Origin of the sequence: Paeniglutamicibacter sulfureus (assembly GCF_039535115.1) — a bacterium.
Classification (GTDB): domain Bacteria; phylum Actinomycetota; class Actinomycetes; order Actinomycetales; family Micrococcaceae; genus Paeniglutamicibacter; species Paeniglutamicibacter sulfureus.
In genome coordinates this window covers 1,335,532-1,355,891 of sequence record NZ_BAAAWO010000001.1, presented here as the reverse complement: position 1 = coordinate 1,355,891, position 20,360 = coordinate 1,335,532, and the positions used below count along the sequence as shown (strand labels likewise).

15 protein-coding genes are annotated in these 20,360 nt (G+C 69.2%); 11 read left to right on the top strand and 4 right to left on the bottom strand.

Features of this window, described 5'->3' with window-relative positions:
* The first annotated feature begins 134 nt into the window (after positions 1-134).
* Positions 135-674 (top strand): GNAT family N-acetyltransferase, encoded by a 540-nt coding sequence (locus tag ABD687_RS06135; protein ID WP_310292726.1) that lies wholly within the window; start codon positions 135-137, stop codon positions 672-674.
* A 33-nt stretch (positions 675-707) separates the two neighbouring features.
* Here ABD687_RS06135 and ABD687_RS06130 read toward each other — a convergent pair whose 3' ends face one another.
* The 4 genes from ABD687_RS06130 to ABD687_RS06115 all read right to left on the bottom strand — a co-directional run bounded on the left by ABD687_RS06130 (position 708) and on the right by ABD687_RS06115 (position 4,390).
* Complete coding sequence (locus tag ABD687_RS06130; RefSeq protein ID WP_310292729.1) at positions 708-1,406, bottom strand: DUF427 domain-containing protein; 699 nt, start codon at positions 1,404-1,406, stop codon at positions 708-710.
* Positions 1,407-1,653: 247 nt separating this feature from the next.
* Complete coding sequence (gene lepB / locus ABD687_RS06125) at positions 1,654-2,175, bottom strand: signal peptidase I (RefSeq protein WP_264270884.1); 522 nt, start codon at positions 2,173-2,175, stop codon at positions 1,654-1,656.
* 2 nt (positions 2,176-2,177) lie between these two features.
* A complete protein-coding gene (locus ABD687_RS06120) occupies positions 2,178-3,809 on the bottom strand; it encodes a multicopper oxidase family protein (RefSeq protein WP_310292731.1) in 1,632 nt (543 codons plus the stop codon).
* Between the two features lie 47 nt (positions 3,810-3,856).
* A complete protein-coding gene (locus ABD687_RS06115; RefSeq protein WP_310292733.1) occupies positions 3,857-4,390 on the bottom strand; it encodes a hypothetical protein in 534 nt (177 codons plus the stop codon).
* A gap of 374 nt (positions 4,391-4,764) precedes the next feature.
* Between ABD687_RS06115 and ABD687_RS06110 the strand changes: the two genes are divergently transcribed.
* The 10 genes from ABD687_RS06110 to ABD687_RS06065 all read left to right on the top strand — a co-directional run bounded on the left by ABD687_RS06110 (position 4,765) and on the right by ABD687_RS06065 (position 20,360).
* Positions 4,765-6,219 (top strand): J domain-containing protein, encoded by a 1,455-nt coding sequence (locus ABD687_RS06110; protein ID WP_310292736.1) that lies wholly within the window; start codon positions 4,765-4,767, stop codon positions 6,217-6,219.
* A gap of 162 nt (positions 6,220-6,381) precedes the next feature.
* On the top strand, positions 6,382-7,200 hold the full coding sequence (locus tag ABD687_RS06105) for a class I SAM-dependent methyltransferase (protein WP_310292739.1): 819 nt from the start codon (positions 6,382-6,384) through the stop codon (positions 7,198-7,200).
* A gap of 153 nt (positions 7,201-7,353) precedes the next feature.
* Positions 7,354-8,598 carry a BtrH N-terminal domain-containing protein gene (locus tag ABD687_RS06100; RefSeq protein WP_302265486.1) on the top strand — a complete coding sequence of 415 codons (1,245 nt, stop codon included), beginning with the start codon at positions 7,354-7,356 and terminating at the stop codon, positions 8,596-8,598.
* A gap of 106 nt (positions 8,599-8,704) precedes the next feature.
* Positions 8,705-9,850 (top strand): GuaB3 family IMP dehydrogenase-related protein, encoded by a 1,146-nt coding sequence (locus ABD687_RS06095; RefSeq protein WP_264270890.1) that lies wholly within the window; start codon positions 8,705-8,707, stop codon positions 9,848-9,850.
* Positions 9,851-10,125: 275 nt separating this feature from the next.
* Entirely contained in the window at positions 10,126-10,626 is a 501-nt protein-coding gene (locus ABD687_RS06090; protein WP_264270891.1) for a PTS sugar transporter subunit IIA, read from the top strand.
* A gap of 236 nt (positions 10,627-10,862) precedes the next feature.
* Complete coding sequence (locus tag ABD687_RS06085) at positions 10,863-11,807, top strand: SURF1 family protein (protein ID WP_310292746.1); 945 nt, start codon at positions 10,863-10,865, stop codon at positions 11,805-11,807.
* The gene (locus tag ABD687_RS06080; protein WP_264270893.1) at positions 11,804-12,268 is read left to right on the top strand and encodes a DUF3817 domain-containing protein; all 465 of its coding nucleotides are present in this window, start codon (positions 11,804-11,806) and stop codon (positions 12,266-12,268) included. The genes ABD687_RS06085 and ABD687_RS06080 overlap by 4 nt, the downstream gene beginning before the upstream one ends.
* 271 nt (positions 12,269-12,539) lie before the next feature.
* Positions 12,540-14,342, top strand: coding sequence for an HNH endonuclease signature motif containing protein (locus ABD687_RS06075; RefSeq protein ID WP_310292748.1), 1,803 nt, complete (start codon positions 12,540-12,542; stop codon positions 14,340-14,342).
* Between the two features lie 248 nt (positions 14,343-14,590).
* Positions 14,591-16,177, top strand: coding sequence for a glutamine-hydrolyzing GMP synthase (guaA, locus tag ABD687_RS06070; RefSeq protein ID WP_264270895.1), 1,587 nt, complete (start codon positions 14,591-14,593; stop codon positions 16,175-16,177).
* A gap of 403 nt (positions 16,178-16,580) precedes the next feature.
* A complete protein-coding gene (locus ABD687_RS06065; RefSeq protein ID WP_310292750.1) occupies positions 16,581-20,360 on the top strand; it encodes a DNA helicase in 3,780 nt (1,259 codons plus the stop codon).

Here is a 20,360-nt window from a genome sequence, read left to right as displayed (position 1 = left end):
TGCGGGCGTGAGGACGTCCGTACGGATTGCGGGAAGGCATCCCGGCAATTCTACGGCAGGGCCGTGCGCCGGGGATTTTGCGGGGGATTGGCCGGACGCATGGACCGGGAAAGTCACCCACTAAGATGACGGGCATGGAATCAGTCGCGAAACCGAATACGCCTCTCGTCGAGGTGCGCGATGCGGTCCAGGACGACGCCCCGGCCATCGCCCGGGCCCTGGTTGCGGCCTGGCGCGCAGCCTACGCAGGCATCATCGATGCCGCATTCCTGGAGAGCATGGACGTGGACCTCATCGCCCGGAGCTGGGGGCGGACCCTGGCCCGGGGAACGGTTTCCCGCCCGATCGTCGCTGTGGTTGGCGGGGACGTGGTGGGGTTTTGCCAGTTCGGGGAGCCGCGGGACGAAGCTGCAGCGAACGCCGCAGAACTCTACGCGCTGAACCTGCTTCCGGAGTGCTGGGGCCGGGGTTTGGGAACCGTGCTCCTGCGTGAGGCGGCCGGCCGGCTGCGGGAGCGGGGATACTCCGAGGCCTATCTGTGGGTCGCCGAGGGAAACCAGCGGGCCATGGACCTGTACCTGCGCCACGGGTGGCGGGAGACGGGGATCACCAAGGAAGACCCGCGCTTCACCCCGCCCCTGATCGAGCGCCGCTTCCGCATCGGCTTCGATTGAGTCCTTCTCCGTCACGGATTCCGGGGGACGAGCCTAGTCGAAGAGTGTCTTTGGTCGTCCGAGGCGTTTTCCGTCGACCAGGAAATCGGTGCGCTCGTTGTAGAAACAGACCAGCCCGGCCAGTGCGGCGGACTCGGGCAACGGCTTAGCGTAGCTCCATGCCACGTTCTTTCCCCCGCTTGCAGGTGCCCAGTAGTTGGCGGTTCCCTTGTACGGGCACATGCTCATGGTCTTGGTGGCCACCAGCGCGTCCCACCTCACCTCCTCGGGCTTCACGTAGTAGCGAGGCGGAAGGGATCCCTCAAAGAGCATGACCGGGTGGGCGGATTCGGCCAGCACCATGCCATCGAGTTCCACCCGCACATGCCTGCTGGAGGGAACGATGTCGACCCGGTGGAACGGGTCGCGCGGATGGGCATGGATCTCCTGGTCTTCCTCGCGCCAGTCGAAGGCCCAAAAGTCCAGGAGCACGGCGCCGTCCAAGTCGGGATCCGCAAGGCGAAAGGCTGCGGCATCCGCTGCATGCCCGGACACCCGGACATCCAGTGCGGTGCCCTCCGCGGTGTGCAGGGCAAAGGCGTCATCGGGGGTTAGTACCTTCGCATCCTCCGGAACGCGGGAGACCTCGGCAGCGGATTCGGTGAGCTCGGCCAGGACGTCGGATTCGGGTACGGCGTAGATCGGCACAATGCGCCGGGGTTCCCAGACGAGCAGTGCGTGCGTGGTGTCCACGACGGGTTGGCCACCGAGCGTCGCACGGACCCTCTTGGCTGACGGTTCGTACCGCAAGGCGGAGAACGACTGTTTGAACAGGTGTGAAATTCGAGTGGCCACGGCGCCAGTATGCGCCCGGTCCGGGGCGCGGTCAATGAACGGATGCGTTGGCAGGCCAAGGCCATGGCAGAGGGATGTTCGGGTGACATCGCCTCCGCCAGGTCCGCCACGGACAGGGAACAGGCGGACCTGGGGGAATTGCGGCTCAGTGCCTGGCTCCGAGGACCAGCCCGTCGATGTCCTCGAGCGAAACGGGTCCATAGTCCCGTGAGTCGATCGATCGCTCCCGGTTGTCGCCCATGACGAAAACGGTCCCGTCGGGAACGTCGGTGCGTGGGTAGTAGGTCCCGTCGATGGTGGCCAGGTCCACGAACGGCTCGTCCACCGGGGACGAATCGACATACAGCACCGCGTCCTGGACCTCGATCTGTTGCCCCCCGACGGCAACGACCCGCTTGATCAGGGGAGTTCCGTCCACCGGGGAGGCGAAGACCACCAGATCACCCGGATGCACGCCCGAGAGCTCCGGCCCCGGCTTGAAGACAAACACCAGGCTGCCGGCCTTCACCGTGGGTTCCATGCTGTCCGACCGGACCGCCACCGGCTCCAGGATCCAGAGCCGGCAGGCCAGGGCCACCAACACAAACACTGCGGCGGCGATGGCGGTGAACCTGACCCGGCGGCGCCGGCGGGCGGCGGGCGCGCCGGGGCGGTCCGTGATGGCCACGCTCAGTCATCTCCGGTTTCGGTGTCGAACTGGCACGGTGCGGCAAGGATCGGGTCATTGACATCCTCATCCATTTCGCCCAGGCCCACCCGGAATTGGAACATCATGGAATGGTCCTCGTGCGGGAGGTTGTGGCAATGCACCATGTATCGGCCCATGTGCGGTCCGAATTTCATGATGACCTTGACCTTCTCGTTTTCTCCGATGTACACCACGTCCTTCGGGCCCCGTTCCCAGGCCGCGGGCGGCTTGCCGTTGCGGCTAAGGATCTGGAAATCGATGAGGTGGATGTGGACCGGATGGAACCAGCCGCCGGACTTGTTCTCGATTTCCCAGATCTCCACGGAGCCCAGTTTGGGATCCGCGCTGGCAAGCTTGAAGTTGCTGGCGATGACGTCCTCCCAGGTCACTCCGTTGATGGTCCAGGGTTCGACCCCGTCGTCGCGCTGCACCCGGAAGTAGCGCTTTTCCTCCGCATCATCCTTGGTCAGTCCCATCACGTGGCTGTCCGCCAGGGTGGTGGGAATGAAGTTCCACTTCGGGTCGAGCTTCATCTCCGATTCGCTCGGGGGTGCGACGACATCAAAGGCCATGATCTTGTTCGTGTTGTCATAGTCCCGGTTGTTCGCATTGGACAGGTTCCGCAATTGAATGCGCTGCCCCGGCTTGTACTTGCTGAAGTCGATCAGCACCTCGTACCGTTCGGCCATCCCGTGGCGCCAGTACTTGACTGCCTGGCTGCGCGGCATCAACCCGCCGTCGGTGGCCACCACGTACATGGGGTCCCCGGTGCTCAGCGTCGGCCGATAGGAGCGTGAGATGGATGCGTTGAGCACGCGGAAGCGATACACCCGCGGCTGGACCTTCATCACCGGCCAGGGCCTGCCGTTGACCAGGATCACGTCGCCCCACAGACCGGAATGGTCCCGGTCGTCGTAGGCCAGGGCGCCGTTGGCGGCGAACATGGCGTCGCTGATGATCAACGGCACGTCGAAGGCGCCTTGCGGCAACAGCTCCCGCTCCGTCGCGTCGTGCATGATGTACAGCGCGGCGAGGCCCGAATAGACGTTCTGCGCCGTGAAGTGGACACCGTGGTCGTGGTACCAGAGCGAGCGCGCGGCCTGGGTATTGGGATAGTAGTAATCCTTGTAGAACCCCGGCAGCGTCACGTCGCTGGCGTAGCCGTCAAATTGTGGCAATGACGCCGAACCGTGCAGGTGCGTGGAGGTCGCCAGCAGGTGGCCGAACGTCGGGTGGTTCTTCGGCATGTGGTTGCGCATATGCACCACCGCACGGGTGCCCTGGTCCAGCTCGATGGTGGGGCCGGGAAAGATGCCGTTGTAGCCGAGGATATTGGTGGTCTGGCGCGGGAGGATCTGCGCGACAGCCTGGCGCATGCTGATCCGGTAATGGTTCACCTTGGCGCCGTCGACTCCGGTGGAGACGGATGATGGATGCAGGACCGGAGGCCTGGCGAACGCGGCCGCGTACGGTTTGGGCATGTCACCGGCGCGCAGCTGGCTCGCGGACTTGGCGGAGACGGTGGAAATCGGCACCGTCACCAGACCCGCACCGATGATCCCCAGGCCCCCAAGGCCGCCTAGTTGGATCAATTCCCTTCTGGAAATGGACATTGAAATTACCCCAAGTTTCTTACTGGTGTTTCGTGAAAGTCAGGCGGTCAACCGCCTGAATGGTGTTCCTTCCCCAGTGAAAGGCGGCCACCGTCAGGGCCTTCGAGCACCAAGGCAACCGCCTTGTCCGGCAGTTCGAAGACCATGGTGGCCCGCACGGATTCACCTTCTTGGACAAAGGCTGCATCCGGAGAGGACCACAGCGGGACCGGTTGGCCCGATCCGAGTCCGTCGACGATGAATCTTGCCGGATCCAGCCGGGTACCGGCAGGGTCCAGGGCCGTGAACTGCATTTCGATGCGCACCCGGTGGGAGCCGTCCTGTGCATCGTGCTGCAGGGCCGTCACGGGGGAGGGCGGTTGCCATCCGTCCACCTCCAACGGGACAATGCCCGTGATCATGGCGATGCCACCTGGAATCTCCGCCGGTGCACCCAATTGCACACTGGGAGCGGTCTTGGCCGTGCTGAGCGAGTAGCCAAGTCCGATGGCGAGCAAGCACAACAACCCGAGGGGGAGGACCATGAGGTAGCGACGTGTGGCCGTTGCCGGCCTCAGCGTTCGAACCGCAACAGTACCCATGTCCACACATTTTCCAAAGTAACCTTGGGAAAACCTTGAGCACCTAGTCAAAAGCTGGATCGGTGGCCACGCCGCACCATTCCCGCGACATGGCCTTGCGCGTCCGGCGGCCAATGGTGCAGTAATCCACCCGGTCTCCGGCATCCACTCGGGCAGGCGCTCCGGCGGCCTGTTCTGCCGGTGCCTGCACGGCGCAGTCGGGCCGGATCGCCCGCCGAAAATGACAATGGCCGGCAACCCTAAACAAACGCGCCGCATGTTGGTAGGTTCAGGTGAACATCACGGATGCAACACTCCGGTCTTGGGGACCGCGAACGGAGGGCTTGGGGCAGCATGGTCTGTTGGGGATGCAGTGGCCAATGGGGTGCGGGAACATGAACGGGGCCAGCCACTATGCGCTTCTGGGGGTTCTCTCCTCGGCACCGCTTGCGGTGATCAAGGCAGCCCACCGCGCCCAAATGCGCGAACACCATCCCGACGCTTCCACCGGCAACGAGGAACTGGCCAAGGCCCTGAACGAGGCGCTGCGGGTCTTGCAGGACGAGAAGCTGCGTGCCGCCTACGACGCGACCCTCGGCCTGGGCGTGGGAACCGCCGGCGGGATCCGCGGGGACCGGGCGGAAGCCGAGCCCGGGCAGGACGGGCAGCGAGTCCGGGATGCCGGGGCGCAGAACGGGGCGCGTTCCGCCGCGGCCGAGGCGATCCGGCGGGAGCGCGAACGCGACAAGGCCAGGGCCCGCCGCGAAGCCTGCGCCCGGGCCAACGCCCGCTGGTTTGCCCACCAGGATCCCGCGCACCTGGCGGGCCTGGATGTCTTCGCGCGCAGCGAGATCAGGCTCTCCTCCATGCGCTGGCACCAGCGGGACTACCCGCCACTGCGGATCCGCGAGCCCGGGCGGCGGGGGCCGGGATGGGGGCGGATCGGTGCGTGGCTGCTGCTGGCCATCGTGATGCTGCTGGCCTGCGTGCCGGCGGCGATCGTCGCGCGGGGGAACCGGGCACCGGCGGCAACCGTCCTGCTGCTGGTGCTCCTGGTTCCGGTGCCGGCGCTGCTGGGTGCCTGGGCACGGGCCGGCGGCCGCGCAGGACCCTGGTCGAGCGTTCCCTACGTCCTGTTCCTCGCCTACGCCGGCGGACTGCTGGTTCCCGCGCTCGCCGGAGGACCCAATGTCAACCCCGTTCCGCTGGGCTGGTTGTGCGCCTACCTGGTGGGCGTCGAAACCTTCCGGTCGACGACCGCCCCGCCACGGCGCCCCCGGGCCAAGAGGCTGTTGGATCCGGAACAGGTGCGCCAGCGCACGGGCTGGGAGTTCGGCCCGTCCCCGGACACCGCGGAACTTCTCACCGGCCAGTTGCTGGCGCACCTGGACCGGCTGCCCGGGAGCCGCACGATCCACCCGCTGGCATTCCCCGGGGACCCGAACCGGCAGGTGGGCCACGGCGTGCTCTGTGGCAACCGCCTGGCCCTTCTCGAATCCATCCACTGCCCCGGAGGCCAGTACTTTTGGTGGCAGGGCAGGCTGCTGGCACAACGCCCTGGCCGAGACCCGGCGGACATCGGGAACCGGTTCCCGCTGGCCGTGGCGGGATACCGCAGGCTGTTTCCCGAACTCCAAGTGCGCGGCTGGACGGTGTTCCACGCCAGCGACGGGGCGGCCATGCTCACCAACAACCAGGCCGCCGGCCAGCTCCCGCGGCTGGCCACCGCCCAGATGGCCCTGCGGGAAGTGGGGGACTGGCTGGCCGCCGGGGAGCCGAACGTCGTTGACCGGCAGGCCCTCTCGGCCCTGGTGCTTGGCATCGGCAGGGGCGAACGCCTGCTCCCGTAGCCGCGCCGGCTCCCGGCCCGCCGGGCACAGCGCCAATTGGGGTAGAGCCCACCGGTGACGCGGCGGTGCCCCGGGCCTATCATGGGAAAGACCCCCCCATGGGTACGCCAGGCCGCGAAGAAGCGGGCGGTGTGCGCCCCCATACGTCGCAAGGAGTCAGCGATGAGCGACACCGAGCAGTCCATCAGCCGCTACACCACGGGGAACCTGCGCGAGCGGCTGCATGCCGCACTGCGGGACTCGGGGCTGGAACCGGAGGTCCTGCAACCGGAGGAGCTCGGCGAAGCCGACCACCTGCACACCGGCGGCAGGGCCGCCACCGCGGCGGTGGCACAGGCGGCGGGCATCGGGCTGGGAACCCGGGTGCTGGATGTGGGCAGCGGCATCGGCGGCCCCGCGCGCTACTTTGCGCACCTGGGTGCAGTGGTCACCGGCGTGGACGTCACCGAGGAGTTCGTCGTCCTGGCCAGGGAGCTTGACGCCGCCTGCGCCATGGCCGGCTCCATCACCATGCTGGTTGCCCCGGGACACAAGACGGGCCTGCCCGCCGGCTCCTTCGACGCGGCAACCATACTGCACGTGGGCATGAACGTGGCCGACAAGCCGGCGGTGTTCGCCGAGGTGCACCGCTTGCTGCGTCCCGGGGGAGTGTTCGCGGTCTACGACCTGATGGGCACCAACACCGTTGGCTACCCCATGCCGTGGGCCGACGCCGCATCGGCGTCCTATGTTGAAACCGAGGAGGGCTACCTCGACCAGCTGCGCGCGGCCGGGTTCATCATCACCGAAAACACCGACCGCGGCGCCGCGGTGCTCAAGCACATGGCCGATGCCGACGCAGCCTCCCGGCGCTCCCCCTCGCCCCTGGCCGCCCCCATCCTGCTGGGCGCGGACCCGGCGGACAGGATGGGAAACCTGGTGGCGGCAGTAAAGTCCGGCGCCCTGGTGCCCCGGTTGATGGTTGCCGTGCGCCACGTCTAGGTGCCGAATCCGCAGCGGAGGTGCTGCTTTCCGCGCGGGCCGCGGTGCCGGGGTCCTGTCCACCCCACGTAGAATGTTTCACTGGCGCTGCCCACTGCGGCGTGCGGGAGAAACCCGCGCCTGCACGCACACGCAACACATAAGGAGCACACCGTGGCCCAACCGAAGAACCTGAAGAAGCTTGTCCGCACCCGCATGGACCGCACCGGTGAAAGCTACACCACCGCCCGCAAGGCGATCCTCGCCGCCAAGCCCACCCGCCCGGCCAGCGCCCAGGACGCCGCCGCCGCGGCCGCTGCAGCCGAGGAAGCGGAGCTGCCCGAGTACCCTGCCCCGGAAAACGTCGTCCAGTACGATGCGGGGCTCTGGCACCGCGTGCTCACCCAGGCCGGGGTCACCCACCCGCTCACCGGCGAGCCGATGAGCGAGGCGCTGCTGGCCGGACTTGCCGGCGGCATCGGCTTCATGGCCTTCACCTTCGTCTACGAGGAAGTCACCACGGCCACCGTGGTCACCCGCGCGCATCCGGAGCCGTACACCGCCAATCTGCTGGCCCGCTGCGGGGCCGTGCTCAGCGAGCGAACCACCGGCAGCGCGCGCCTGGCCGCCGACTACCTGGACGCCGGGCTGGATGCCGGGCGCGCCGTGGTGGTGCGCGCCTCCGTTGCCGCCCTGCCGTGGATCGACGCCGACGTGGTGGAGGACTCCGACTCCATCGACCTGGTGGTCGTCGGCGAACACGGCGATGACCTGCTCATCGACGACGGCTCCGGCTCGCTGACCCCCATCAGCCCCGAAGACCTGGCCGTGGCCCGCTCCCGTCGCAAGAAGGACAAGCACTGGCAGGCCTGGGTGCCAGAGAGCACCGGCCCGGATGCCGCCACCCTGGCCGCCAATGTGCGCGAGGCCATCGCCCAAACCACCGGGCGTCTGCTGGGCACCAGCGAGCTGGAGGGAATCCCCGCGCACTTCGCCAAGAACTTCGGCGTGGCCGGGATGAACAACTGGGCGCAGAAGCTGCGCGACACCACCACCGCCAAGGGCTGGACGCGGATCTTCGAGGAGCCCGTCCGCCTGGAATCCGGGCTGTCCCAGGTCCTGGGCTTCCTCACCGACACCCGCTTTGGCGGACTCGGCGCGCTGCGCGGCCAGTACGCGGACTTCCTCACCGAGGCCGCCACGCTGCCCGGGCTCGCGCCGCTGGCCGCCCACGCCGCCGACTACGCGCACCTGGCCCAGGACTGGATCGTGTTCACCGACCTCATCGACCCGTCCATCGATCCCGCGGAGCGCTCGGGGCACTTCGCGACCCTGGCCGACCAGCTCGAGGTCATTGCCGCGGCAGAGGAACGCGCGGCCACCGCGCTGGCCACCACGCTGGGCACCCTGGGCCACTGAGGCGCACTCCCAGGGCGGCGTCGCCCCCCCATCGGGGCACGTCACGCGGGCGGGGTCCGGGTGAGGCGGGAGCCGGCCCCCGCCGGCGGGCTGATAGGGTGGTGCGGTGACTTACGAGATTGAAATCGGGCGCTCCAAGCGCGCAGCCCAGGCGTACTCCCTTGACGATGTGGCGATTGTTCCCAACCGCCGCACCCGCGACCCGCAGGATGTCTCGGTGACCTGGCAGATCGACGCCTACAAATTCGAGACCCCGATCCTGGGTGCGCCCATGGACTCGGTGATGAGCCCCGCCACCGCCATCGCGCTGGGCAAGCTCGGCGGCCTGGGCGTGCTGAACCTCGAGGGGCTGTGGACCCGCTACGAGGATCCGGCCAAGGTGCTCGAGGAGATCGCCGCCCTTCAGTCCGCCAACGGCGGGCACTTCGACCCGGCCATCACCGCACGCCTGCAGGAGCTGTACGCAGCCCCCATCCAGCCCGAGCTGATCACCGCGCGCCTGGCGGAAATCCGCGACGCCGGGGTGACGGTGGCCGGTTCGCTGACCCCGCAGCGCACCCAGGAACACTACAAGACCGTCGTGGCCGCCGGCGTTGACGTGTTCGTCATCCGCGGCACCACCGTCTCGGCCGAGCACGTGTCCAAGAACCAGGAACCGCTGAACCTCAAGCAGTTCATCTACGAGCTCGACGTCCCGGTCATCGTGGGCGGAGCCGCCGGCTACACCCCGGCACTGCACCTGATGCGCACCGGCGCCGCCGGCGTGCTGGTGGGCTTTGGCGGAGGCGCCTCGGGCACCACCCGCCGCGCACTGGGCATCCACGCGCCGATGGCCACCGCCATCTCCGACGTCGCCGAGGCCCGCCGCGACTACCTGGACGAGTCCGGCGGACGCTACGTGCACGTGATCGCCGACGGCGGCCTGGGCACCAGCGGCGACATCGTCAAGGCCATCGCCATGGGCGCCGACGCCGTGATGCTCGGCACCGCCCTGGCCCGCGCGCAGGAAGCCCCGGGAGCCGGCTGGCACTGGGGAATGGAGGCCGCGCACGAGGACAGCCCGCGCGGGGACCGGGTCAAGGTCGGCACCGTTGGACCCATGGAGACGGTGCTCTTCGGCCCCTCCAGCCACACCAACGGCACCTCGAACATCGTCGGAGCGCTGCGCCGCTCGATGGCCACCACCGGGTATTCGGACCTCAAGGAATTCCAGCGCGTCGACATGGTGGTTTCCCCCTACGAGGCCGACTAGCGACACCGGCGAGCCGCCACAGGCGCCAACCGCGCCAACGACGGCCGGGCACGATCCGCCGCTTCCACCAGGAAAGCGGGCGATCCGCGCCCGGCCGTTTCGCATCTGCCGCAATCCCTGCCGCAACCCCTGCCCGCGTCCTGCCGCAACCCCTGCCGCAATCCCCGCCGGGCATGCCTGACGGCTGCCCCCGTGTACGCTACAAGGCCAGGGCACAGCGCCGGTTGCGCAGCCCCCCTTCCCGCCCGTTGACCGCCACCTTCGAATCGATCCCCATGACTTCAATCCAGCCGACGCCGGAAGACGAGACAACCCCCGAGCTGACCACCGGCGCCATGGTGGTCCTTGAACTGGCCACCCCCACCCGCGACGAGGCGGTTGCGGTCCTGGCCGAGCGGCTCCTTGCGGCCCGCCGGATCGCGGACCTGCCCGGCTTCCTCTCCGATGTCCACCGCCACGAGCACCAGCTGGCCACCGGCCTTCCCGGCGGCATCGGCCTGGCCCACGCCCGCAGTTCCTTCGTGGCGGCGCCCAGCATCTGCGTGGGCGTCATGGCCTACGGCCACGGCCTGGACTTCGGTGCCAAGGACGGAGCAGCGCACGTGGTGCTGCTGCTGGCCACCCCCGCGTCCAGCTATTCCGGGCACCTGTCGATGCTCGCCGCGCTGGCCCGCTCGCTGGCCAAGGAGTCGTTCCGCGAATCCCTGCGCCGCGCCAACGACCCCGGGGTCATCGCCGAGCTGATCAACTCCACCGTCGACTTCTCCACCGTCTGATATGTCACCCGCGATGTAATCCGCGCCACGTCGGCATCCCGCGATCCCTCCTTGGCCGGGCACCACCGAACCCCCGGTCGCCAGCGGAAACGCGCCGCCGGGCACATCCCGCGGGCCGGTCGGCGCGGCCGGGAACGACCGGTGCGCGCCAAGGGTTCCATTGGCTCTTCCGCGTCGAATCGAAGTACGGTTGTACTGTGCTGAAAACTGCCCTTAAACCCCGTTGGATCCTGGCCTTGGTTGGCGCCCTCGTTGTTGCCACCGGCTTTGTCCTGCTGAGTCAGTGGCAGTTCAACCGCTCGCAGACCGAAGCCCCGCCCCCGGTGACCACCACCGAACGCGTCGTTCCGCTCACCGGCCACCTGAAGCCCGCCACCGACCTGATGGCCCGCGAGGCAGACCAGATGGTCTCCGCCTCCGGCAGCTTCCTGCCCGGCACGCAGGTCCTGGTGAAGAACCGCATCGAGGATTCGCGCACCGGTTACTGGGTCGTCGCGGCCTTCAAGGTCGACGGTGCGCCGGCGGGCAACACCATCCCGGTGGTGCGCGGTTGGCAGCCCGACGACGCAACCCCCGCCGCCGCCCCGACAGGGACGCTGGAGATCACCGGCCGGCTGCTGCCCACCGAGGCGCCCATCGCCGAGGACGCGCGCGGCGGCATCTTCCCCTCGCTGTCGGTGGCCCAGCTGATCAACGTCTGGGACGTGCCCTCCTACAGCGGCTTCGTCGTCGCCTCGACGGTGGCCGGGCCCGACGGCACCGACCTCTCCGCCGCCGCGACCGGCTTGGTCCAGGTCGACGTGGGCCCGCAGCCCCAGGAGCGTCAGATCAACTGGCTGAACATCTTCTACGGCATCGAGTGGGTGGTCTTCGCCGGCTTCGCGGTGTTCCTCTGGTACCGGCTGGTGGCCGACGACTACCGCCGCCAGCGCGAGGACATCGCCGATGCCGCCGCGCTTGCCGCGGGCCTGGACCCGGCGATCGTCTACCAGCGCCAGCTCGACCACGAGAACCCGGCGGTCTCCCCGGACCACGTCTCCCCGGAACATGTCGCCCCGGACTCTGACTTACCGGCACACGTCTCCCCGGGCTCCACGTCCGAGAACCCCGCGTCATCAAACCCCGCCCCCCAGAACCGCGAATCCCCAACCAGCGCTTCCCAACACAAGGACCAGTCGTGACCGAAGAAAACTCCGCCCCCAAGGTGCGCCGCTTTGCCGGCACCCCCTCCCAGATCCGCGGCGCCGCCACCTTCTACAAGGTGCTGGCCTACGCCACCGGCGTGATGCTGCTGCTGCTCTGCGCCGAAATGATCGTGAAGTACTTCTGGCACCTGGAGCTGTTCATCGGCGGCACCCTGCTCGACGGCGGCTCCAACGCCGTGGGCCTGGTCAACCGGGCCGACATCGCCGGCGGCGTCAATGTCTCGCTGGCCATCCTCATCATCCACGGCTGGATGTACGTCGTCTACCTGCTGGCCGACTTCCGCCTGTGGTCGCTGATGCGCTGGCCCTTCAGCCGCTTCATCACCATCGCCCTGGGCGGCGTCGTGCCGTTGCTCTCCTTCTTCATGGAGAAGAAGGTCCACGGCGAGGTGGAGACCGAGCTGGCCTCCCACCCGCAGGCCGCCAAGCGCTACTAAACCACGCGGCGCTGCGCCCAGCAGCACCCCCGCCGGCGCCAACCCGCCGCCACGCCACCGCCAGGGGCGGTCTTCGCATGCGCAGCAGCGCGTCCGCAAGGCCGCCCCTCGCGCATTCCCCGCCGATCCCACGCATTCCCCGCCCGTCCTCGTCGCCGACATCCATCAACCTCGGCGCCAGCAGGCCCGCCCACGTCGCCGTGATCCACTTCCCCGCACATTTGTCGGTGCCGGCAGCGGTCCGGGTCGTGGGTGGCGCACACTCTAGGGCATGAGGACTTCCGCCGCACCGATCCCCCCGAGAGGGCACGAGGGCACCAACATCGCGGTCAGCGACCTGGCCACCGCGGTGCTGGCGCTTCGGGCCGCCGCGCAAAGGGCCGGCGGGATGGGGCTCGACGCGGCCTCCAGCGCCATGGTGCTGGGCCTTCTCGAGCACGGCCGGCGCACCATCGGCTACGCCCAGCTTCAGGCGACGTTCCAGGCCGACGCGACCGGCATCCACCGGCTGGACCCGGAAACCGCCACGGCCATCGACGACCTGGCCGCCGATCCCCGGACCCTGGCCGACGGCAGCGCAGCGGCCCCGCCGGAGCGCTTCGTCCCCGGCATGGCCGTGCACCGCAACACCGCCGAGTACCTGCAGGCGCACCTGCACATCTCCGCGACCGAGGCCCGCAGTCGGCTGACCGGCGCCCGGCTGCTCATCGCCCCTGCCCCGGCATCGCCGATTCCCGCCGACGGGGACGAAGCCGCGCAACCCGGGCAGTCCGGCACCGGCACCGCGGGCGCGGCACCGAGCTTCCCGTTGCTGGCCGGCACCGCGGCCGACGGCAGCGCGGACGTGGGGACCATAGCCCAGCTGGCCGGCCGCCTCGAGTCACTGCGGCCGCGCATTGCCGCCCGACCCGACGCGGCGAACCTGAGCACCGCCATCGAGGAATCCCTGGCCCACGAGGCACGCACCGCACCGCCGCGCAGCTGCCACAAGGCGCTGTCGGACTGGACGGCCTACCTCCAGGAGAACGGCGCGCCGATCACCGACGAGGAGATCCGCGCCAAGCGCGGCATGGTCTATCGCGGTTTTCGCGAGGGCTGCGACGAGTACCTGTTGCGCTGCGACCCCATCGACTCCGAAACCCTCCTCGCCTTCGCCGAGGCCTGGAGCAACCCGCGCTCCGACAGGGTCCCGCCCGCCTCAGCTTCCACGGCCGGGCCCCCTTCGGGTCCGGGCACAGCGTCCTTGGCCCCTTCGGTCCCCGCTCCGGCCCCGGAAAACGGACTGGGCTCACCGGCCTCCGGCAACAGCAAGGCCACCTCGGTCACCGGAGCCGCCGGAACCGCGGGCCTCCCGGCCCCGGAATGGGCCCTGGCCCCGGGCATCGACCCGGCCCTGGCACCCCTGAGCGAACTGGCCTGCGGCGCGCCTGCTTCAATCACCCCCGGGGCCCCGTCTTCGGAGGCGGCACGCCGCACCTCCCCGCAGCTGCTGCTCGACGCCGTCCTCGCCGCGGTCTCCGGTGCCCTCTCAGGCTCCGCGCCCCTGCAAAGCGGCGGGATGCCGGTGAAGATCGGCGTGCTGATCGGCTACCGCGCCTTGCTGGGCCAGTGCGAGGACGCAGGGATCACCGCCCACGGCCGCCCGATTTCCGCCGCCAACATCCGCCGCCTCGCCTGCAACGGCGACATTCTCCCCGCAGTGCTCGGCACCGACGGGGAGATCCTGGACCTGGGACGGGAGGCGCGCAGCTTCTCCCCGGCGCAGCGCAAGGCCATCGCCCTCCGCGACCGCGGCTGCGTCATCCCCGGCTGCCACCGCCCGGCCTCCACCTCCGAGGTCCACCACGTGGTGCCCTGGATGGAAGGCGGCCCGACCAGCGTCGACAACGGCGCAAGCCTGTGCCAACACCACCACCTCATGGTGCATGCCGGACTCATCACCCTGAAGATGATCAACGGGATTCCCTACGTCATCGCCCACGCCGGCCAACCCCGCGGCGACCCGGAACGAAACCTCTTCTGGCACCCGGAATTGCGCACCGCCGGCTACACCCCGCCGCTGTTCTCCGACTGAGTTCTTCCCGACGGATCCACCCGCGGCAAATCCCCGCGGCAACGCCTGCCGCAAATCCCTGTCGCAAATCCGCGTCGCAACCTCCGTCGCAACCTCCGCGGCAAGCCCATCGGCCCACGGGCCGATGGGCCGCGGGAAGGCTCCAAAGTGCCAACATGACGCGGCCGGGGCCACGCCCAAAGTAGTTTGCGTCACCCTCGGCCACTTCAAGATGCAAGCGGGCTCCCCGGGCGGCTAAGCTTAGGCGCGTGACCAACACACCCAGCACCCCAGAGCACCAGCCGGTTCTGGTCGTCGATTACGGGGCCCAGTACGCACAGCTGATTGCTCGGCGTGTACGCGAAGCCAACGTGTATTCGGAGATCGTCCCGCATACCTTCACCACCGAACAGATTCTCGCCAAGAACCCGGCGGCAATCATCCTCTCCGGAGGCCCCTCGAGCGTATACGCCGACGGTGCCCCGAGTGTCGGTGCCGACCTTTTTGAGGCAGGTGTGCCGGTCCTGGGCATCTGCTACGGCTTCCAGGCCATGGCCAACGCCCTCGGCGGCGTTGTCGCCGAGACCGGCTTGCGCGAATACGGTGCAACCGACGCCAGCTCCAGCGGAGCCGCACGCTCCATCCTGGCCGGCATCCCGGAAAACCAGAACGTCTGGATGAGCCACGGCGACTCTGTCTCCAAGGCCCCCGAGGGCTTCGAGGTCCTGGCCACCACGGCCGGCGCCCCCGTTGCCGCCTTCGCCAACGAGGCCAAGCGCCTCTACGGCGTGCAGTGGCACCCGGAGGTCAAGCACTCGGCCCACGGCCAGCAGGTGCTGGAGAACTTCCTGTACCACGGTGCCGGCCTTGACGGCTCGTGGACCGCTGCCAACATCCTGGACGAGCAGGTCGAAAAGATCCGCGCCCAGGTCGGCGACGGCCGGGCCATCTGCGGCCTGTCCGGCGGCGTTGACTCCGCCGTGGCGGCCGCACTGGTGCAGCGCGCCATCGGCGACCAGCTCACCTGCGTGTTCGTGAACCACGGACTGCTGCGCGAAGGCGAAGCCGAACAGGTCGAAATGGACTTCGTCGCCGCCACCGGCGCGAAGCTCTACATCGCCGACGAGCGCGAACGCTTCCTGACCGCCCTGGACGGCGTGACGGATCCGGAAACCAAGCGCAAGATCATCGGCCGCGAATTCATCCGCGCGTTCGAGGCAGCGGAAACCGCGATCCTCGCCGAGGCTGCCGACTCCGGCCAGCCGGTGAAGTTCCTGGTGCAGGGAACCCTGTACCCGGACGTCGTGGAATCAGGCGGCGGCGAAGGTGCCTCCAACATCAAGAGCCACCACAACGTGGGCGGGCTTCCCGAGGACCTGGACTTCGAGCTGGTCGAGCCGCTGCGCGCGCTCTTCAAGGACGAGGTCCGTGCCGTGGGCAAGCAGCTTGGCCTGCCGGCCGAGATCGTCATGCGCCAGCCGTTCCCCGGCCCGGGCCTGGGCATCCGCATCATCGGTGCGGTCAACGAGGAGCGCCTGGAACTGCTGCGCAAGGCCGACGCGATTGCCCGCGCGGAGCTCACCGCCGCCGGCCTGGACGAGGAAGTCTGGCAGATGCCCGTCGTCCTGCTGGCCGACGTGCGCTCCGTGGGCGTGCAGGGCGACGGCCGCACCTACGGCCACCCGATCGTGCTGCGCCCGGTGTCCTCCGAGGACGCCATGACCGCAGACTGGTCGCGCTTGCCCTACGACCTGCTGGCCCGGATCTCCAACCGGATCACCAACGAGGTCGACGGGGTCAACCGCGTGGTGCTGGACGTGACGTCCAAGCCGCCGGGAACCATCGAATGGGAGTAAGCCCGACGGCGTAGACGCGCCGGCGGCAAAGTTCAGGGGGGAGCCTACGCGGGCTTCCCCCTGAACTGTTTACACGCGGAACTGTTTTCACGCGGAACTGTTCACGCGGAACTGTTTTCCAAGGGGGGTATGCCGTCCGCGGCCCCCGGGATTCCGTCGGCGCAGGGCGCTGCCGCCGCGGGCGCCGCGCACCGGCTGTTCAACCTTCGGACGCGCGGGGTTAACCCAGCCGGTGGCCCGGCGCGGCGCAATGTGGCCCCGCGGCCGAATAGACCGGCGCCGAACGTGTTTTGGTTCGTCATCGCGCGCCCGTTTTGGACTAGGTTGGTAAGGGCTGAATGTATCCACGTGGCAACTCGCCGCGCGGGTGCGGCAGCATTCAGGCAAGAGGTGAAGGGACGGAATGGTGGCAGAGCACCAGCAGCACACAGATGAATTGGTCTCCACGTGGGTTGACTCCCTGGGCCCAGGGGTGGGAACCGACACGTTGCTGCGGTTTGCCCCCTCGGTGTCCAACAGCATCGACATCACCCACGCGCATCCTTCGGGGCTTGCCCAGTTCCTGGCAGGACGACGCACCCGGCTCTCCACGCTGCTGCGCGACTCGGACCAATACGATTCCGCCCGACGCACCGCCGACGCACTGCGCGGCAAGATCCGCGAGCTCTGGGACGAGCGCGGCATCGACGTCGGCTATCTCTCCGCCGGCCAGGCCAACTGGCGCGCCGTGCACGAGGGCCGCAGCGAGCAGTTCAACGCCCCCATCATGCTCGGGCGCATCGTGCTCTCGGTGCGCGATGACCAGGACGACTTCGAGATCCAGCTCATGGGCCGGGCCGAGTTCTCACCCGCGCTGCTGCGCTACCTGCGACGCCAGCACCGCCTGGACATCGACGTCGAGGCGATCAACGCCGCCGCCTACTCCATCGCCCGCTTCGACCCGACCCGCGCGATGGACGCGCTGCGCACCCAGGTCGCCGACGTCTCCGGCATGGTCATCGCCCACCGCTTGTTGATCTCCACCTTCGCCGACCTCGCGGACCCGGCGGACCCGGGCAGCATCGACATGCGGCACCCCGTGCTGGAAAAGCTTTTCGAGGCGGAGCTGAGCCGCGGCGAACGCGCCCCCGGCACCTCCTCCAGCTCCACGGCCAAGACGGGCCACACCCGCCCCGCCCGCAGCAGCGACGAGCGCAACCCCGCCGACGAGCTGCTGTTGCTGGATGCCGACGAGTCCCAGCAGGCGGTGCTGGACCTCGTCGAGGCGGGGGAGTCGGTGGCCGTCAGCGCCCCGGCCGGCAGCGGACAGACCCAGACGGCCCTGAACGCCGCCGGCGTGCTGGCTTCCGCGGGCAAGCGCGTGCTGGTGGTGGCCGAAAGGCGCTCCAGCGCCGAGGAATTCGTGGCCCGCTTCGCCGGGCTGGACCTGGCCGGAACCGCGCTGCTGCTGAGCCCCGAGGAGGACCCCGACGCGCTGCGCGACCTGCTGACCCGGGCGATCCTGCGCAACGAGCGCGCCATCGAACCACAGCTGGGCAAGCTGCACGCCTCGCTGCGCGAACACCGCCACGCCCTGCTTGACCACGTGCGTTCGCTGCATTCCACCCGCGCCCGCTGGGGCTGCTCGCCCTACCGGGCCATGCAGGAACTGGCCCGGCTCACGTCGCTGGACCCCGCGCCCGCCACCATGGTGCGGCTGAAGCGCTCGGTGCTCGACTCGATCACCAGCCGCACCGCCACCGCCGAGCAGCTCAAGCGCGCCGCGGAGCTCGGTGCCTTCGTCCGGGCCTCGGCCTCCAGCCCCTGGTACGGGGCGCGGCTGCGCAACAAGCGCGACACCGACACCGCCCTTGACCTGGTCACCGGGCTGCAGCGGGACCTGCCGATCCTGCGCGAGCACATGCTCAAGGTCGCCGCGCACTCCGAGATCCGCCTGGCCGACTCCTACAACAAGTGGGGCGAGCAACTGGACCTGCTGGTTGCCGTGCGCTCGTCGCTGGACAAGTTCGAGTCCGACATCTTCGACAAGTCGGTGGAGGACCTGATCTCCGCCACCGCCTCCTCCTCCTGGCGCCGGGAGCGCGGCATCGAGATGAGCTCGATGACCCGCTCGCGGCTGCGCAAGGTCGCCAAGGACTACGTGCGCCCCGGCGTGCACGTCTCGGACCTGCAGTCCGCGCTCGAGGCCGTCCAGGAACAGCACTTGGCCTGGCGCCACCACGCCACCTCCCAGCGCCACCCGATGGTTCCCGCCGGGCTGCTGGACGTCAACGCCGGCTACCAGGACGCCGGTTCGCGCCTCGACAAGTTGGCGACGCTGCTGCCCGAGCCCGTCGGCCGCTCCCTGCGCGACGAGCCAGTCACCACCTTGCAGGAACGCATGGACGAGCTGCTGGAGCACAAGGGCGAACTGGACCAGCTGCCCGAACGCACGCTCATCACCGAGCAGCTGGCCGAACACGGCCTGGGTGAGCTGATGGACGACTTCCGGTCGCGCAACGTCGCCCCCGATGCCGTCGCCGCGGAGCTGGACCTGGCCTGGTGGCAGTCGGCGCTGGAGGCCATGATCTCCGGCGACGACTTCCTGGCGATGAACGACGGGGACAAGCTGCGCCGCCTGGAGGCCGACTACCGGCTGGCCGACTCCGCGCACGTTTCCTCCGGCTCCTCGCGCCTGCGCTGGGCCCTGGCCAAGGCGTGGAAGGCCGCACTGGCCGACCACCGGGCGGCATCGCGCGAGCTGCGGGCCATGCTCAAGGACGGCGAGCCCTCCGTCGCCGACCTCGCCGCACTCGGGGACTCCCTGCTGAACTCGCTGTGCCCGGTCTGGGTTGGTTCCCCGCTGCTGATCCCCGCCACCGTGCCTGCAGGAATGGAATTCGACGCGGTCATCCTGCTGGATGCCGATTCGCTCTCGCTGCGCTCGGTGCTGGGCTCCATTTCGCGCTCCGGGCAGGTCATCGCGTTCGGCGACACCATGATGGGCGCCCCGAACCCGTTCGAGGTCTCGGTGGACCCCACGGCGCACACCCGCGTCGAGTCGGCCCCGATTTCCGCGATGGAATCCCTCCAGGAGGTGCTGCCGCTCATCCGGCTCTCCACCGCCTACCGCGGCATCGACGAAGGGCTCACCGAGTCCCTCTCGCACGACTTCTACGCCGGTTCGCTCTCCCGACTGCCCGCCGCCCGCTCGCTGGGGGCCGGCACCCCGGCGCTGAAGGCCGAGTACGTGCCGGACGGCACCGGGTCCCTGGGTGCCGACGGCGAATCCGTCGAGACCACCGTGGCGGAGGTGCAACGCGTCGTCGACCTGGTCTTCACGCACCTGGCCCGCCGCGGCGACACCACCCTGGCCGTCATCGCCGGCAACCGGCGGCACGCCGCAGCCATCGCCGAGGGCATCCGCGTGCAGCTGCCCAACCACCCCTGGGCGACGAAGTACTTCCGCGCCGCCAAGGAACGCTTCCTGGTCACCAGCGTCGACCGCCTGGCCGGGCTGCAGCGCGACGCCATCATCCTCTCGGCCGGCTACGGCCGCACCACCCACGGCAAGACGGTGCACGACTTCGGCGCCCTGTCGCAGCCCGGCGGCGACGAGCTGTTCGTCAACGCCGTTACCCGCGCCCGCGAGTCGATGGTGCTGGTCTCGGCGCTGCGTCCGCAGGACATGGACCTGGCGCGCATGCGCTTCGGCGCCTACCGCTTCCTGGAGCTCTTCGGCCGGGTGCTTGGCGGGGATTCGGGCATGTCCTCGACCGCCACGCCGCTGCAGGACCCGCTGGTCACCGACCTGATGTCCCGGCTGGCCGAGCGCGGGGCCATCGTCACCCAGCACTACCGCGGCGTGCTGGACATCGCCGCACACGCGCTGGATGTCACCGGCAACGGCGCGGCCGTGCCGCTGGCCGTGGTGTACGACGGCACCCAGGGCTACCGGGAACTCTCGGTGCGCGAGCGCAGCCGCCTGCGCCCGCAGCTTTTCGAGGCCCTGGGCTGGCGCTATGTGCCGCTGTGGACCATCGACGTGTTCTCCGACCCCGACAAGGTCGCCAACGAGCTCGCCGGGTTCCTGGCGCTTGACGCAGCCACGGGCGACGACGCAGCCCCCGGGGGCTCCACCGGCCCATCGACCGCAGGTTCGCGTAATGCCGGACGCCGGGAGTCCGACCTGGCCGATGCGTAG